Source organism: Enterococcus sp. AAFC-DPL-5146 (assembly GCF_058216635.1).
Window position 1 is genome coordinate 1,843,524 of sequence record NZ_CM177103.1, and the last position, 17,061, is coordinate 1,860,584.

Here is a 17,061-nt window from a genome sequence, read left to right on the forward strand (position 1 = left end):
TTTTATTTGACACTTGTTTTTAAAACAAGCTGTTTAGATTTTATTTCCAGCGCCGTCTAAATAATTTTGTAAAATCATGACTGCAGCTACTTTATCGATGACTTTTTTTCTTTTGGCTCTTGATGCGTTTGCCTGTTCGACTAACATGCGTTCTGCTTGTACAGTGGTTAATCGCTCATCTTGGTACGTAACAGGTAATTGGAAAAGTTCTTCAATCTTCTTTCCGTAAGCCATGGAAGCTTCTGCTCTTGGTCCAATCGAATTATTCATGTTTTTTGGTAATCCTACGACAAATTTAGTGACTTCATATTCTTTCACTAATTCTGCCAAACGTTCAAAACCAAATTCTTCCTGCTCTTCGTTGATTCGGATGATTTCTACACCTTGTGCTGTCCAACCGAACGGATCGCTAACAGCAATCCCCACTGTCTTAGAACCAACGTCAAGTCCCATTACTCTCATCGAATAGTGATTCCATGATTTGATAAGTAAAATTTAACAAGCTCTTCCATGATCTCATCTCGTTCGTGACGACGAATCAGATTTCGAGCGTCTTGATAACGAGGAATGTAGGCCGGGTCTCCAGAAAGTAAATAGCCCACAATCTGATTAATCGGATTATATCCTTTTTCCTCTAAAGCCTTGTATACAGTAGCCAGAGTCTCACTTACTTCCTTCTTACGACTGTCATCAAAATCAAAACGCACAGTTTCATCTGTAAAACCCATTTATCTACACCTCACTTTTATTCTATTCATACAGTTTCATTCTACTAAAAACAAAGCAAAACTACAAACAAAACTTAATATTTTCTTCTATATATTAAAGATTTCCTTTAATTTCTATCAAAATCAATTGATTATCAGAGAGATAAGAGTTTTTTTAGCTGATTCCGACTGACTAAAATGATACATATAAAAACAAACAGAAGCTAAACTGTTTTTGTTTAGCTTCTGTCTTCTATATTTCTGACATCACTTTAACCATCAATGCTTTTTGAGCATGTAGACGATTAGCTGCTTCTTGGTAAATTGCTGAATGCAGACCATCAATAATATCAACGGACACTTCTTCTCCTCTATGAGCAGGTAAACAATGTAAAAAAAGGTAATCTTTTTTTGCTTGAGCAGCTAATTGATTATTGACTTGAAAGTCTTTAAAGACTTTCTCCCGTTCTTGCTGCTCTGACTCATCTCCCATGCTTGCCCACACATCTGTCACTAGAACATCTGCATTTTTCACAGCTTCAGCTGGATCATTTACTATCTCAATCTTGCTTCCGCTATCTTTCGCATTTTTTTGAGCAATCTCAACAATTGTATTTTTGGGTTCATATCCTACTGGTGTCGCAATACTTACATCCATTCCCACCAAGCTTCCTCCAATTAAAAAGGAATGAGCCATATTATTTCCATCACCGATATACGCTAGCTTGATTCCTTCAATTTTTCCTTTTTGTTCATAAATCGTTTGGAAATCAGCTAATATTTGACAAGGGTGATGGTCATCTGTCAATCCATTAATAATAGGAATCGATGCTTCTTTAGCCAGTTCAGCGACCATTTGATCTGAATAAGTCCGAATCATGATTGCATCGACATAACTAGACATTACTTTGGCAGTATCTTTGGTTGGTTCCCCTCGCCCCATTTGAGTGCTTTTAGAATCTAAAACAATGGCTTGTCCGCCAAGCTGAATAATTCCTGCTTCAAATGACATACGAGTCCGTGTGCTGTTTTTTTCAAAAATCATCGCTAAAATTTTCCCTGACAATGCGCCACGATAGGCCTCTGGTTTAGCTTTTATTGCGATTGCAAGTTCAATAATTGATATAAATTCTTTTTTTGTTAATTCTGTTAAATCTAATATACTCTTGCCATACATCGAATTAATCATCTGCCTTCTCCTCACTCAATACTTTTTCTAACATTGCCAGAGCTTCTGTAATTTCTTCTTTTGTAATTGTTAGTGTCGGTAATAATCGCAAGACAGATTTCCCTGCTTTTAAAGTAAGTAAACCTTCTGCTTCAAGTTGTTGGCTCACCTGATTTAAGGTCCTTTGATCAGATAATTGGATACCGATCATTAACCCTTTCCCCCGCACCGATTGGACAATCGAACTTTTTTCAGCTAGTTGTTCTAATCCTAACAATAATTGCTTACTTTTATTTTGAACCTCTTCTAAAAATGCTGGTTGATTGATTCGATTAATCACTTTGTTTGCCACACTCATTGCTAATTTATTGCCGCCAAAGGTCGATCCATGACTGCCTGGTCCAAATGATTTTGCCAGACTACTTTTACCTAACATGGCACCAACTGGAATCCCATTCCCCAAGCCTTTTGCCAAGGTAAAAATATCTGGTTCAATATGATAATTTTCATAAGCATAAAAAGTTCCTGTGCGGCCAATTCCAGTTTGAATCTCATCGATAATCAACAAGGCTCCAAATTCATGGCAAAGTGATTGAACAGTCTGAAGCCATTTCTTATCTGCCGGCACCACACCGCCTTCGCCTTGAATCAATTCCAACATAACAGCTGCTGTCTGATGATTCATTTCTTCTTTTAATGGTTCGATTTGATTAAAGGGTAAATAAACAAAATCTGGTACTAATGGCTCAAACCCAGCATGAATACTCTCTTGTCCCGTAGCACTCATTGCACCGTATGTTCTCCCATGAAAAGAATTCGTAAATGTGATGATTTTACTTTTTCCTGTTGCTTTACGAGCCAACTTGATTGCTGCTTCATTTGCTTCTGCACCGCTATTGCAAAAATAACTAACATAGTCTTTTCCTACCGCTAATTTCTTAGCGACTTCTTCTTGTAAGTGATTTTGGTACAAGTTGGGCGTATGCCATAAAAGATTCGACTGATCTGTTAAAACTTGATTAAGCTCAGGATCATTATAGCCTAAGTTCATAACACCTATGCCGCTAGTAAAATCAAGATAGTTTTTCCCAGTTTGGTCTGTTAGTGTGTTTTTGAATCCTTTAATGATCTCCAATTCTTTTCTTTGATAATTAGGAAATAAATAGCTCATGCATGTACCCCCGTAGACGTGATTGTTGTCCCTGGATGTTGGATTCTATTAGTAATATGGACATTTCCCACACCACCTTTAATTGCTGAAACCGCACTTTCCAATTTCGGCAGCATCCCACCTTTAATGATTTTTTCTGTTTTTAACTTAGAGATATCATTAGTAGTTAGTTTTTCCAACAATTGTTCTTCTTTTTTTACACCGGGAACATCTGTTAATAAAAAAAGTTTTTCTGCTTGCAGTTCTTCGGCAACTTTACAAGCGACTTGATCCGCATTAATGTTTAGCCATTCTCCAGTCTCTGTTAAGCCTAAAGGAGCAATGATCGGAATATGATTGGTTTTTAGTAAATGCTCTAATAGTTCAGTATCCACCTGTTTTACTTTTCCAACAGCTCCCAGCCTCTGTTTGTCTAAAAAACTTCCAGTAATAATTTGACCGCATGATGCGTTTAAACCAACAACTGAAAATCCTTCTTGTTGAAAATGTGTTGTAATCATCGGCTGGACTTGGCCAATCAATACCATTTTGGTAATTTTCAACGTTTCTTCAGTTGTTACTCGCAAGCCTTCTTGAATCTTCACAGGTACCCCTAAACGCTGCATCATTTTTGAAATATAATGTCCCCCACCATGAACAATCACTACTTTTTTCCCTTGTGTTTGCCATTGATTAACTTGCGAAAAAAATGATTTTGTTAAGTTATCACTGGCTACTCCACCCATTTTTATAACAATGACCTTCTTCATATCTGTCGCTCCCTCTGTGTTTTAAACCTTCGCTTCTCTATTATTATGGATAAACTGGTAGATTATTTAATCCGCATGTCTCATCAAATCCGGCAAAAATATTCAAATTTTGAATCGCTTGTCCAGCAGCTCCTTTTCCTAAATTATCGATGACGGTTACAATCGTTAGCATGTTCGTTTCTGGGTTATAGGCAAGACCTATATCACAATAATTCGATCCGATAACTTGTTTAAGTACAGGATAGTGACCTGCTTTTTGAATGCGGACAAATGGATTCGTTTCAAAGTGTTCTTCATATAACTGGATTAATTTCTCGTCAGAAATAGGTTGTTTTAATTTTGCATAAGCCGTTAAAAAAATCCCTCTTGTTACTGGAATCAGCGTAGTAGAAAATTGAATTGCTTTGAGTTTGGGCTCCCAAATTCGTAATTGTTGGCTGATTTCAGGAATGTGCTGATGTGTGTTCATTTTATACAGCGTCATATTATCATGTGTTTCAGAAAAATGGGTGCTTTGCGATAGCCCTTTGCCGGCACCAGAAATGCCCGACTTAGCATCGATGATAATAGAATCTAGAAAAATTTTATTATCTATCAATAAAGGTGCTAAAGATAATTCCGCAGCTGTAGCATAACAACCTGGATTGGCAATCCATTTTGATTCTGGATCTTGTCTATATTCAGCTAAACCATAATCAAACTTTTGAATTAGGTTGTTTGGTGCAGCTTTAAATGAATACCATTTTTCATACTCACTTTGCTCTTTCAAACGAAAATCACCAGATAAGTCAATCACAGGAAAATCTGCTTCTATAAAAGGAACAGCTAACTCTTTGGAAATTCCAGATGGCGTTGCTAATAAAACAAGTTCACTTTGCTCCATAATTTTTTCTGGATTGATTTCTTCTAAAGGCAAAGAGATTAGCTGTTGCAAATGTGGATTCACGTCACTAAATGATTTTTTATTCATTGAATGACTATGAATCGAAACGACTTCAACAAATGGATGTTGTCTAAGATAACGTAGAAGCTCCAATCCACTATAACCTGTAACACCAATAATAGAAACCTTCATCACTTCACTTCTTTTCTTTTTAGTTTTTATCTATCAGATGTTGTTTTTCATATTATACGTTCTCTCCCAGTACAAGTCAATGGTTTTTTATTTACAAATATGCAAATATATAAATATTTATGCAAAAAAGTGTGGTTATCCATTTTAATTATGAATAAAAAAGAATCAGAGATAAAGCTTCATAAGCTTTATCTCTGATTCATATAAACAATTTACACTGAAAGATAAATTGCTACGGTTCCGTCTTTTTTATAATGTTCCACATCACTCTTATACGTACGTCTTTTTTCTAAATCCTCATCTTTCCAAATTTCCTGCCATGCTTCTCCTACAGCTTCTGGACTAGCATGTTTTACTGGAATTTCTATATAATCCCCTTTATAGATTACAGTATTATCAGGGTAATCTGCTATCTCATTACCAATTAATAAGTCATATTCTCCTTTGAAATTACTCTCATAGTTAGAATAAACTGCAAAAAATTCTCCTTCTAATTTCATCGTTGAAACCTCGCCCCATAATGAGATGATTTCATCCACCCGATCGTTACTTGTACGAATTTTCTTTCCTCTGATTATTTTTTCACTTAACTGAATCGTCATATTCTACACCCTTTCATCGGTCTAGGAGGAGCATAACATAATAAAAATGACAACTGTCTGTCATCATTTATCGTCCAATTAATTACATGTAAAATTGAACAATAACAATTGCAATCAAAATAAGAATCCCAGGAAGGTAATTAGATACTCTGATTTTTGTAATCCCCATAATATTCAGTCCAATACCTAAAATCATCAGTCCACCAATCGAACTTATTTCTCTCATTAATAAATCAAGCAGTTCATTAGGGATATATCCCATCATCAAACTGGCTAGTATCGCTATAATCCCTTGATAAAGAAAAACAGGTACTGCAGAAAAAAGCACGCCTACACCTAGTGTAGCTGTTAACATGATTGATAGAAATCCATCCATCACAGCTTTTGTAAATAGAGTCTGATGATTGCCTGCTACACCACTTTCGATTGCACCGATGATTCCCATAGAACCAATTAAAAAAATTAACGTAGCTGTCACAAACCCTTCAGCAAAATTACTGCCTGGTTTTGCATAACGCTTTTCCAATTTCAACCCTAAATGATTCATCTTATCTTCCAAATTTATTACTTCACCCAGCATTGCACCTATGCACAAACTAATTAAAATCACAATAAACGAAGATGTTTTAAAAGCCATCTGAACCCCCAATACTATAACCCCTAAAGAAATTCCTTTAGTGACTGTATCTTTCATCTGTTCTGATATATTTCGTAAAACAGCCCCCAATAAACTCCCAATTATAATTGCTAACCCATTGACTATTGAACCTAGTAAAATCATTTCTCTACCCCACTCCTATTTCATCCTACATTTTTTCTTATTATACGATAGGAATAGTAAAAGGGGAATATTATTCGTTTATTGTGCAATATATCTGATGAATAATTATTTTTTTGTAGTCTCGTGCTATTTTTTACCTGTATTATCAACTATACTAATCATAGATAAAAAGAGACAATTAAAAAGTGAGGAAACAAAATGACAACTATAGATATAGAAAAGGTCTTGGAGACCTGTTTGCTAGCTGGGAAAATTATGCTGGAAAGTGATGCAGAAATGTATCGGGTAGAAGACACCATGAGTCGGATTGCATTGGCCTCTGGAGACTACCGACTAGTAAGCTACGTGACACAAACGGGGCTTTTTGTGGGACTTGATGGGACATCAACAATTCGAATGGTTCAGATTTTGAATCGTTCCATCAATTTGGAAAAAGTTTCAAGAATCAATCAACTTTCCAGAGAATACGTGGCTGGTACTTTCACTTTAGATGAACTTCTAGAGCAACTCAAAGAATTAGAACAAGAACGTAAATTTTTTCCTTTGTGGTTGCGATTTGTTAGTGCAGCTATTGTCAGCGGAACTATTATGATTTTGTTTGGCGGTGTTTGGACAGATTTACCTTTAACTTGCTTAATTGGAGGTTTAGGGTATGGCCTTTACTACTCCAGTTTAAGGGTTTTACGTATCAAGTTTCTTTCGGAATTTCTGGCAGCTTTTTCTATTGGTTGTGCGGCTCTGTTAAGCACTCAAATTGGATTAGGGATAAATCAAGATATGATCATAATCGGTTGTGTCATGCCTTTGGTTCCAGGCGTTCAAATGACAAATGCCTTACGAGATTTATTGGCGGGGCATTATTTATCTGGCGTTTCTAGAGGGACAGAAGCGATGATGACTGCTTCAATGATTGGTTTTGCTATTGCTTTTGTTTTTCAATTGTTTTATTAAGAGTTGGGTAAATTTCTCTGTTGAGATAGACAAACTCATTACGCTTTTAATTTAAGGAGGTCCATCATTCATGTTTAATCTATTAGTTCAATTTTCTTTTAGTTTTTTAGCATCTGCAGCATACGCCATTATTACAAATGTTCCTCGTCGTTCGTTGGTTGCTTGTGGTTTATCTGGTGCTTCTGGCTGGATGTTTTATTGGGTTTCGATTCAATTAGGTGGCAATGCGGCTTTAGGTTCTTTATTGGGGGCTTTAAGTGTTGCTGCGGTTAGTTTTGTTTGTTCACGAACGTTAAAATTGCCTGTTACGATTTTTAATATTCCGGGAATGGTTCCCTTAGTTCCTGGTGGACTTACATATCAAGCAGTCAGAAATTTAGTTATCGGCAACTACGAGACCGCAATTTACTCCATGGTTCAAGCAATCATGATTGCTGGTGCAATTGCATTAGGTTTGGTTTTATCTGAGGTTTTGAATCATAATATCCGCAACTTTAGAGAAAAACGTGAGATATTGAGTTTAATTCGAAAAAAAGAAGAAAAATAAATTTATGATACTTGCAAAAGAGGTGAATAGATGAGTGCATTGATTATTCTTTCATAGATAAATGAAGAAAGGAAAAAAATAATGATTAAAAAAATAGAAAAGCTAACTTCTAAAGAATTAGAAGAAATAATGACAATTTGGCTGACTGCAAATATCGAAGCTCATCCCTTTATTCCAGAAAGCTACTGGCAAGAAAATATTGATTTTGTTAGACAGCAACTACCTCAAGCTGATTTGTATATTTACAAAGAGACAGAGCAGATTGTCGCTTTTTTAGGGATGAATGAGACATATATTGCAGGGATTTTTGTATTGAGTGCCTACCGTAATCAAGGAATCGGTCAAAAGCTTTTAAACGAAGTTAAACGTTCCTACAGCACCTTAAATCTTTCTGTTTATGCAAAAAATCAAAATGCCTTACATTTTTACCAGAAACACGAATTTCAAATGGTTTCAGAACAATTTGATACTAATGGTGAACTGGAATATAAACTTGTTTGGGAAAGATAATTACTAAAAAAGTACCAGCCAAAAAATCGGCTGGTACTTTTTTTAAAACGAACGATAGACATACTGATTTTTCGGTGTTTCTACTTGTTTTACTTTCGTAACATCTACAACAGGGATTTCTCGCTTAAATGGTGAATAGTAGTTTGAATGGATTGTTCCCGTCAGTTCCACCCAATCATTATTCTTAAATGATTGTTCTTTAGGCATATGCGTCAATAATCCAAACACACCAGAATCAGCTACACAATGAATAATACCAAAGCGGAAAACAAAAGCAGCCGTTTGCTCATTTTGCGTAGAATTAAAAACAAAACCTTTATAAGAAATGGTCTTACCTATAAATTCACTTGGATAATTATAGATTAATTCCATGACTTCTAAATAATTTTCATCGGTAACTGCTACATGATTATCTTTAACATATTTACTCAACGCTTTTTTCATCTGTTCATTGTAATCAGTCTTATCAAAATAAATACTCGTGTCAGGTTTTAAGTATTGTGTTTGGACATCCGGATCTCCGACAGACTCTTTACTCAAAGGAAAATTAAAGCCTTTTGCTTCAACAATCGAGGTATCCAAACTAATTGTTGGAAACATAAATCCAACAATCAAAGGCAACGACAGTAACAGATAAGCAATCCCCTTTTGATAAGGTTTATTTAAGCCATGGTCGTGTTCATCATGGTCATGATGATGGTATTCAGTTGTTTTTTGATCCCCTTCTTTATTCCAAATAATCAGTTGAACAATCGCTAGAACAAAAGAAAGCACCATCGATAAAATCGCTAAATATTGGTAATGAACATTTATATATTGATTTAATCTGCCAGACACTTGTAGGTACATCATTAAAATCGTATATCCTACCAAAATCAAAAATCGAATCATTTATTCTTCCCTCCTTAGATTGCTAACGCATAAAGACTGACAACTACCGTAACGATACCAACAAATTTCAACATAAATGATGTTTTAAAATAACGTTTCATCATCAATAAATTCTTAATATCCACCATTGGTCCAAAAACAAGGAAGCCGACAACTGGTCCACTACCAAATAAACTCAATAAAGACGAGCCAATAAATGCATCAGCTTCAGAACACAATGACAACGTAGCGGCTAATACAAGCATAACTAAGATAGCTAAAATTTTTGTATGACCTAATTGTAAAATAGCTCCTGTTGGTAAATACGTCTGCATTGCAGCTGCTAAAAGAGAACCAAAAATCAAGTAACGTCCCGTATCGAAAAACTCATCAATTCCATGGGTCAATACAGACCAGCACTTGTGCCAAAAAGTCTCCTTCTCATGATCGTGATGATGATTTTCTTCAATTGCACAGGCATCATTAAGAGCAGATTGCTGTAAAACAGGTTCTTTATTAATATAAGCTAGCCAAACACCGACAACTAATGCCACTAACATACTTCCTAAAACTCGCCAAATAACAAATTCCACTGAGTTTCCAAAAGCAATAAAAGTAGAAAACAGGACGATTGGATTAATAATTGGTGCCGTGATCATAAATGCAAATGCAGTATATGTTGGCACATCCTTTTTCACAAATTGATGAACAATCGGAACAATGCCGCATTCACAAGATGGAAAAAAGAAACCAAGAAAACTCCCTACAATGATTGATAAAAGTTTATTTTTAGGTAATAATTTTTTAACTCTTTCTGGGGTTAAAAATACATGCAACGCACCTGATATCACACAACCAAGCATAACAAAAGGTAACGCTTCGATTACGATTGATAAAAAGATCGTGCCCATTTGCAAAACTGAATGAGGTAAAAACTGAAACATCTAATTCCTCCTACTGCTGTTAAAAATAACATCAGTAACTGTATCTTTACATCTGCTTTTTAACATTCAAAAATATAGTTAACTATACTGCACCTGCAAAAAAAAAACAAGATAATGCCGCATTTATTAAAAGTTCTATAATATATTCCACACATAAAAAAAGAGTAAAACAAAACCAATACTTAGTTTTGTTTTACCCAGTCACTTAGATTGCAAATAATTCTGACGCTGATTCTGGATCTGTGTCATATACATTAAAATCAAAATTAACTCCTAATCCTTTTTCAGTTAAAATTGATTCCATTGCCATCCGAGCATGTTCTTTTGTATTATTTTCTTTACTTAAATGCCCTAAATAAATTCGTTTCGTCTGATCACCAATCACATCAGCCATCGTTAAGGCACCATCATCATTAGATAAATGACCTTTATCTCCCAAAATTCGCTGCTTTAAACTCCAAGGATAAGGACCCATCCGCAAGATCTCTAGTTCATGGTTACTTTCGATTAAATAGGCATCCGCATTTTTGATCGTTCCTCGAAGATGATCGCTACAATAACCAGTATCCGTCAACATGACAAACGAACGGTTATCTTTAAAGAAACGGTAAAACTGTGGTGCTGCAGCATCATGTGAAACCCCAAAACTCTCGATATCCATATCACCAAAAGTCAAAACTTTACCCATATCGAATATATGTTTTTGCTCAAGTGCGACATTTCCGATTAAAGGGTCCATTGCTGCCCATGTTTTTTCGTTTGCATAAACGTCTAATTTATATTTTCTAGCAAGTACTCCTACACCATGAATATGATCTCGATGCTCATGGGTAACTAAAATAGCATCTAAATCTTCTGGTTTGCGATCGACTTCGGCCAGTAATGAAGTAATTTTTTTTCCGCTTAATCCGGCATCTACAAGTAGCTTTTTGTTTTCTGTTTCAATAAAAAGGGAATTACCTGTACTTCCGCTAGCAAGAATGCTGATATTAAAAGCTTTTTCTTGACTCATTAATCTGTTCGCTTCCCTTCTTTAGTCTACAGCTACTTATTATACAACCATCGCTAACGATTTTCCACCTTTGGGACAGTATTGTTTGTAATAATCGTATTGCTCATGGCATTTACTTGTTCGATTTGTAGATTACTTCCATTGGACTTAATACCGATAAACCATACAGGAACATAAACATTTTTTTCACGAATTTTATAAATCCTCGTATACGCTAGTTCTCTAAAGGAAATTTTTGAATTGCTTGGAATCTTATTATTTATATACAACGTTTCTATGGCATCACGCTCAGAGGATAAATCCATCTTATCCCGTAATTCCTCTATCCCCTGGATATGAGTTTGGGTATATTTATAAATTTTATGAATTCCTGCAGATTCATCTGATTTTTCTAGTTTTAATGAAATTTGTGCTGTATCATCTTTAAAAGGAATATCCTTATAATTTTGTGAAACAATCACTTCGGGAAATTCCCCATCTAAACTAGAAAACTCAGGTAAATAGTGATATTGATTACCAAAAAGAACACTGTCTTTATTATTTAAAAAAGCTTCAAGTGATTTGTTTACATTTTTTTCATCAATAAAATAACTAGTTTGGCTGTTGCTCATTTGAGGATAACCGATTAAAGAATTATCGATTAATTCGACTCCATTTCTAAAGAAATTCCGATCTCTTGTTTCACGTTCATTTTGAATCGCCTCATCAAAGTTTGTTTGTTCCCCACTTAAATAGTACCCTTCCATTTTGTCGCTAGAAAGAGCATTTTTATAGGTAATTCCATCTTTGCCTAGACGTTTTTCAATACTGTCAGTCTGATCTGAAAAAGAAACGTTGCTTTCTTCTTTTAATCCTTCTTGATAAATACCAAAGAGGAACATATTTAAACCTAAAAATGCGAGGAAGAAAATCCATTCGATTCGTTTGAAGTCCATTATTCCACCTCCAAATTCGCCAGATGTTCCAATAATTCACGTTCTGGGTACCATTTGTTATCATAGCGAATGTACCATTCTGGAGTTAAATCGACAACTTGTGTAATCTCTTCAATCTTGTGCCACGTATAACCGATTACCATTGAATTGATTTTCCCTGAATCAGCACCGTTTGCAGCTAATTGTTCCAACAAGTTTTCTGTACTTTTCAAAACAACTTCTTCTTCTGATGGAATCGGTACTTGAATCGTATCCACACTTGTTTCGATTACAACGCTTGTTTTTTCTGCCTTCTCATTACCAATCGTAACACGAACTTGCCCTTTGTCATTTTCACTAAAAACGGGATAACCTTCGACAAACGTGCGGTAATTGACCTCAGAATTAACTCGATCAAAATAACGAATATTCCCCATATTTGTGCCTAATTTTTTTACATAATTAAAGCTGTCCGAATAGATATTATCTTCGGGCGTTCGAGTTCCTAATTCACCATTAAATTTGATTGTTCCAAGTTTTTCTTCCGCAATCAATCGCTCACTGCCACTGGTATAAGACAGATCCTTACTATCTTCATTTGTTTGAATATCATCAGGATTGGTAAAAAATGCATTGCGGAACTTAGTGACCGGCTGAGAAGCTAAGATATAACTGTATTTTTTCATTTTTAAATCTTCTGACATAAAATAATGTTTTCCAGCGATAGCCTGTTGCTCCGATATTTGATTGTATTTTACACCAACCTTATTCATTAAGGTTAATACTTTTTCGTTGTCAATAGTAATTGACGCTTCATAGATATCTTTACGGTTAAAATCCAAGAAACGAATTTTATTTTGACTTAAATCAACTTGAATGCACGTAAAATAAATATCCTCATTATCGTTGATATCTGCTAATTTAAGATCTAGATCATATACCGAGGTATACTCGCTTAACAAAAAAGGACCTTCATATAATAGCTCAAATCCTTGATTTATTAATAGATATTTTTCAAACTGTTCTGAATTCCCCTGAACTGTTTGGACTAATTCACCAAAGGTACTATGTTTAATTTCGTTTTGAATATTCGTAATCAGATTTTCACTGTTGTTCATTTCAGATTTGCCATCCTGCATTCTGACTAAACGTAATGGTAAAAATACATCTGTATCCAGCCGTTCATTTACAACTGGAGTGGCAAGTTTAGGATCATTTTTAACTGGCTGTTCTTTTTTTGCTGAACTGATCCAGATACTAACTGAAAGATACAGACTCAACAGCACTAAAAAAACTAAACCAATTCGTACGATTCGCTCTGTTTTTTTCATTCCCACCAATCCTCCTCATAAGGTTCATAAGGCAAGGATATATAAAAGGTAGAACCTTGACCTTCTTGACTTTCCACCCAAATCGCTCCGTTATGAGCCTTGACTACCTCTCTTGAGATGGCTAAACCAAGTCCAGTACCACCTTGTTCCCGGGCACGAGCTTTATCTACTCGATAAAATCGTTCAAAAACTTTATTTACATCTTTTTTTGGAATCCCTAGACCTTGATCCGTAACACTGAATACTACACTATTATGAGTTTCCAACAAACGGCAAGTAATTTCTCCACCATCAGGAGAGTATTTGATAGCATTGTTTAAGATATTATCCAATACTTGAATGACTTTATCTGTATCTAGTTCCACCCATAAATCACGTTTCGTGAACTCACGGTGAATGGTATAATTTTTATCATTGGCTTCCACCATCATATCGAAACGATCCAATACAAAATTAATCAATTCATTAAAATTGACGTACTCTAACTGTAACTCACCATTACCTGAATCCATCCTTGAAAGATTTAGCAAATCATTGATCATTCGAATCATTCGATCCGTTTCTTCCAATGTAACATTCAAGAAATTTGGTGCAATTTCAGGATTTTCCCAAGCCCCTTCACTTAATGCCTCGATATAGCTTCGCATGCTAGTTAAAGGTGTTCTTAGTTCATGAGAAACATTTGATACAAACTCTCGACGTTCTCGTTCATTTTTTTCTTGTTCTGTTACATCATGAAGAACACAAACAAGACCTGTAATAAAGCCGGATTCCCGACGAATCATTGCAAAATCAACACGAATAATCATTTGGTCTTCTTCCATTGAAGACGACGAACGATCAATCAGTATTTCCTCAGGTTCTTCCAGTAATTTCCGTAAAGTGTAATCTGTTTCAATATCTAAAAGCTCCAACAACGAAGAACCAATCACACCTTCGTCTTTGACGTTTAGTAAAGAAAGTGCCATTTCATTGATAGTGATGACCTTACCTCGTCTATCTGTTGCAATAACGCCATCCGTCATATGAGCTAACACACTGTCCAGGCGATTCCGTTCGGCTTCCATTGTTTCTTGTGCCTCTTCAATTCGTTCAGATAATTGGTTGAAGGTTTCCGCCAACTGTCCTAACTCATCTTTTCCATAGACTTTGACTTTACCAGTGTAATCACCTCTAGCAATCCGCAGTGCTTGTTCTCTCATTTCACCAATTGGCTGGGTGATTGATCTAGCAATCAACAGTGTTACAATGATTGAAATCGCTCCAGCAATAAGCGAAGCCGTAAAGAAAATACGAGCGGTATCTGTAATTTCCTGATATTTTCCTTCGATATTACTTTTAACATAAAGAACCCCGATGACTGTGTCGCCAGTCGGGGATTGGATAGGCTGAACATTGATGTATACACGTTTATCTTTATCCATGGCTGAATATTTTTTAGCACTGAAGTCATTTAAATCACGATAATCATTCTTCTTACCAACGATTCCTTGCTGATTCAAATCACTCGTCGCACGAACAATTCCTTTATCATCAACAACACGGGCTTCGATCGTTTCAGAGGCTGAGAAATCACTCAATGTTTTCTTTAAATTAGCATCAATCTCTGAGCGATCTCGATCTTTTTCTCCTAGTTTCGTACTCAATGTGCTAGCTAGTTGAGTTACTTGTAAATCAACATTTTTTTTATAATCATTGATCGTTGTTGACTCTAACTCTCGGATAAAGTAGCCTCCAATGATTTGGATTGCAATCAATAGTAACAAAATAAATGATAAGGCTATCTTAAAGTTTACCGATTGAAAAAAGTGAACTTTTTTCTTCATAAATCACTACTCCTGTTCAGGGTTTCGAAGATAATAGCCGACACCACGGCGAGTGACTAAATAAGTCGGATGGCTTGGACTGTCTTCGATCTTCTCTCTTAAGCGACGTACGGTTACATCCACTGTACGAACATCACCAAAATAATCATAGCCCCAAACCGTTTGCAGTAAATGTTCTCGCGTCATCACTTGACCAATATGTTTGGCTAAATAATAAAGCAATTCAAATTCACGATGTGTCAGTTCGATTTTGCTCCCTCGTTTTGACACCATATAAGCATCTGGATGAATCGTTAAGTCACCAATTGTTAATTCTGATTGTGTTGTTGATTCGGCTTCTTTGGCACTAGTTGCACCACGACGCAGATTAGCTTTGACACGGGCTACAAGCTCACGATTAGAGAAAGGCTTGGTTACATAATCATCTGCACCTAATTCTAAACCTAAAACCTTATCAATTTCAGAATCTTTTGCCGTCACCATAATAATAGGCATATCGTAGGTTTTACGAACTTCTCTAGCCACTTCAAGTCCGTCCATTTTTGGAAGCATCAAATCTAAGATAATTAAATCTGGTTCAACTTCTTTCACTTTTTCGACTGCTTCTTCACCATCATAAGCAGTAAATACTTCGTATCCTTCTTTAGTAAGGTTGTATTTCACAATTTCCGAAATCGGCTTTTCATCATCTACAACTAATATTTTTTTCATATAAGAGGCACCTCTTTTTTCTTTTGTCTTTTCGTTGTTTAACCATATTCTCCCTTATTATACCTTATTTTGTCCACTGTTTCACCTTTGATAAAAGACTCCTTACTCTTTTCTTATCTATACCTTGCAAAAACTTAGGCTTTCCGACTATAATTAAGAATAAGATTTTTTAAAGGAAGCGATAAAAATGAAAGCACCAAGATTACAACCTGGTGATGAAATTCGAGTCATCGCCCCCTCTAGTAGTTTTTTACGATTAACGGATTTGGGAACTGAAGCAGCTGTGAAAAAGTTGACAGAATTAGGATTTAACGTCACTTTTTCTGAACACACGAATGAACAAGATATCCTTGGCTCTTCTTCTATCATGAGCCGAGTCAAAGATTTACATGAAGCTTTTTCAGATGAAAATGTCAAAGGTATTTTAACAGCAATCGGCGGCTTTAACAGCAATGAGTTGCTCCCTTACCTTGACTTTGAATTAATTAAACGACACCCTAAAATTTTTTGCGGTTATAGTGATATCACGGCTTTATGTAATGCAATTACTGCAAAAACAAAATTGCTTACTTACGTAGGCCCGCATTTTTCTAGTTTTCAAATGGACGAACTGCAAGAGTATCAAACAGAATTCTTTTTGCATGCAACGTCCGATGAAAAAGCGTTTGACGTTTGCGCTTCTGATTCATGGAGTCAAGATGAATGGTATTTACCGGATTCTAAACGAACATTACTTGCAAATGATTGGAAAGTTTATAGTCATTCTAAGCCTGTAACTGGCATTTGTTATGGCGGTAATTTGGGTACATTCCAGCTACTTTTTGGTACTCGCTTTTTACCTAAACTAGAAGGATCAATTTTATTTATTGAAAGTGCGGAAGAAAATGATTATCATGATTTTGCACGTGGTTTGTCTTCGTTATTACAAGTTGTGAAACATCCTCAGGCGTTATTAATTGGACGTTTCCCTAAAGAAACTGAAATGACAGAAGAACGACTTTTAGCTGTTCTAAGAAAATATCCTGTATTACGTGAGATACCTGTTATTTATGACATGAATTTTGGTCATACTCAACCGATTTTCACCATTCCTATTGGTGATCAAGTAACTGTTGATACCTCTCAGAAAAAACTCACCTTTTTTTAAATTGAAATCCACTAATGTCAACTTCACTTCATTTAAGAGTAAAAT

General features: G+C 35.6%; 19 protein-coding genes. 4 read left to right on the forward strand and 15 right to left on the reverse strand.

The annotated features are described in order from the left end of the window. Positions 1 to 33: 33 nt before the first annotated feature. The 8 genes from ruvX to AC4BB2_RS08450 form a co-directional block, all read right to left on the reverse strand. Positions 34 to 462 carry a Holliday junction resolvase RuvX gene (ruvX, locus tag AC4BB2_RS08415; protein WP_490472496.1) on the reverse strand — a complete coding sequence of 143 codons (429 nt, stop codon included), beginning with the start codon at positions 460 to 462 and terminating at the stop codon, positions 34 to 36. Then, complete coding sequence (locus AC4BB2_RS08420; protein ID WP_086329829.1) at positions 459 to 728, reverse strand: IreB family regulatory phosphoprotein; 270 nt, start codon at positions 726 to 728, stop codon at positions 459 to 461. The genes ruvX and AC4BB2_RS08420 overlap by 4 nt, the downstream gene beginning before the upstream one ends. 232 nt (positions 729 to 960) lie before the next feature. Continuing rightward, entirely contained in the window at positions 961 to 1,896 is a 936-nt protein-coding gene (gene argF, locus AC4BB2_RS08425; protein ID WP_490472497.1) for an ornithine carbamoyltransferase, read from the reverse strand. Then, complete coding sequence (gene argD / locus AC4BB2_RS08430; RefSeq protein ID WP_490472498.1) at positions 1,889 to 3,046, reverse strand: acetylornithine transaminase; 1,158 nt, start codon at positions 3,044 to 3,046, stop codon at positions 1,889 to 1,891. Before argD ends, argF begins: the two co-directional genes overlap by 8 nt. Then, entirely contained in the window at positions 3,043 to 3,795 is a 753-nt protein-coding gene (gene argB, locus AC4BB2_RS08435; RefSeq protein WP_490472499.1) for an acetylglutamate kinase, read from the reverse strand. The genes argD and argB overlap by 4 nt, the downstream gene beginning before the upstream one ends. 43 nt (positions 3,796 to 3,838) lie before the next feature. Continuing rightward, the gene (gene argC / locus AC4BB2_RS08440; protein ID WP_490472500.1) at positions 3,839 to 4,870 is read right to left on the reverse strand and encodes an N-acetyl-gamma-glutamyl-phosphate reductase; all 1,032 of its coding nucleotides are present in this window, start codon (positions 4,868 to 4,870) and stop codon (positions 3,839 to 3,841) included. A 212-nt stretch (positions 4,871 to 5,082) separates the two neighbouring features. After that, entirely contained in the window at positions 5,083 to 5,472 is a 390-nt protein-coding gene (locus tag AC4BB2_RS08445; protein WP_490472501.1) for a GyrI-like domain-containing protein, read from the reverse strand. 82 nt (positions 5,473 to 5,554) lie between these two features. After that, a complete protein-coding gene (locus tag AC4BB2_RS08450) occupies positions 5,555 to 6,253 on the reverse strand; it encodes a DUF554 domain-containing protein (RefSeq protein WP_490472502.1) in 699 nt (232 codons plus the stop codon). A gap of 198 nt (positions 6,254 to 6,451) precedes the next feature. Here AC4BB2_RS08450 and AC4BB2_RS08455 point away from each other — a divergent pair, with 198 nt between their 5' ends. From AC4BB2_RS08455 to AC4BB2_RS08465, 3 genes are all read left to right on the forward strand, one after another. Next, complete coding sequence (locus AC4BB2_RS08455; RefSeq protein ID WP_490472503.1) at positions 6,452 to 7,204, forward strand: threonine/serine exporter family protein; 753 nt, start codon at positions 6,452 to 6,454, stop codon at positions 7,202 to 7,204. Between the two features lie 70 nt (positions 7,205 to 7,274). After that, complete coding sequence (locus AC4BB2_RS08460) at positions 7,275 to 7,751, forward strand: threonine/serine exporter family protein (protein ID WP_490472504.1); 477 nt, start codon at positions 7,275 to 7,277, stop codon at positions 7,749 to 7,751. Positions 7,752 to 7,832: 81 nt separating this feature from the next. Further along, positions 7,833 to 8,261 (forward strand): GNAT family N-acetyltransferase, encoded by a 429-nt coding sequence (locus tag AC4BB2_RS08465; protein ID WP_490472505.1) that lies wholly within the window; start codon positions 7,833 to 7,835, stop codon positions 8,259 to 8,261. A gap of 42 nt (positions 8,262 to 8,303) precedes the next feature. On the opposite strand, the gene AC4BB2_RS08470 is transcribed toward AC4BB2_RS08465, so the two are convergent. The 7 genes from AC4BB2_RS08470 to yycF all read right to left on the reverse strand — a co-directional run bounded on the left by AC4BB2_RS08470 (position 8,304) and on the right by yycF (position 15,869). Next, positions 8,304 to 9,152 (reverse strand): TIGR03943 family putative permease subunit, encoded by an 849-nt coding sequence (locus AC4BB2_RS08470; protein ID WP_490472506.1) that lies wholly within the window; start codon positions 9,150 to 9,152, stop codon positions 8,304 to 8,306. 14 nt (positions 9,153 to 9,166) lie between these two features. Next, positions 9,167 to 10,075, reverse strand: a complete 909-nt coding sequence (locus AC4BB2_RS08475) for a permease (protein WP_490472507.1) — start codon at positions 10,073 to 10,075, stop codon at positions 9,167 to 9,169. Positions 10,076 to 10,280: 205 nt separating this feature from the next. Beyond that, a complete protein-coding gene (locus AC4BB2_RS08480; RefSeq protein ID WP_490472508.1) occupies positions 10,281 to 11,087 on the reverse strand; it encodes an MBL fold metallo-hydrolase in 807 nt (268 codons plus the stop codon). A 53-nt stretch (positions 11,088 to 11,140) separates the two neighbouring features. Then, positions 11,141 to 12,022: a two-component system regulatory protein YycI gene (locus AC4BB2_RS08485; protein WP_490472509.1), complete on the reverse strand. Its 882-nt coding sequence runs from the start codon at positions 12,020 to 12,022 to the stop codon at positions 11,141 to 11,143. Next, the gene (locus AC4BB2_RS08490) at positions 12,022 to 13,332 is read right to left on the reverse strand and encodes a YycH family regulatory protein (RefSeq protein WP_490472510.1); all 1,311 of its coding nucleotides are present in this window, start codon (positions 13,330 to 13,332) and stop codon (positions 12,022 to 12,024) included. Before AC4BB2_RS08490 ends, AC4BB2_RS08485 begins: the two co-directional genes overlap by 1 nt. Next, positions 13,329 to 15,158, reverse strand: a complete 1,830-nt coding sequence (walK, locus tag AC4BB2_RS08495) for a cell wall metabolism sensor histidine kinase WalK (protein WP_490472511.1) — start codon at positions 15,156 to 15,158, stop codon at positions 13,329 to 13,331. The genes AC4BB2_RS08490 and walK overlap by 4 nt, the downstream gene beginning before the upstream one ends. Positions 15,159 to 15,164: 6 nt before the next feature. Next, positions 15,165 to 15,869 (reverse strand): response regulator YycF, encoded by a 705-nt coding sequence (gene yycF, locus AC4BB2_RS08500; RefSeq protein WP_010764627.1) that lies wholly within the window; start codon positions 15,867 to 15,869, stop codon positions 15,165 to 15,167. Positions 15,870 to 16,056: 187 nt separating this feature from the next. Here yycF and AC4BB2_RS08505 point away from each other — a divergent pair, with 187 nt between their 5' ends. Beyond that, complete coding sequence (locus tag AC4BB2_RS08505) at positions 16,057 to 17,016, forward strand: S66 family peptidase (protein WP_490472512.1); 960 nt, start codon at positions 16,057 to 16,059, stop codon at positions 17,014 to 17,016. Positions 17,017 to 17,061: the final 45 nt, after the last annotated feature.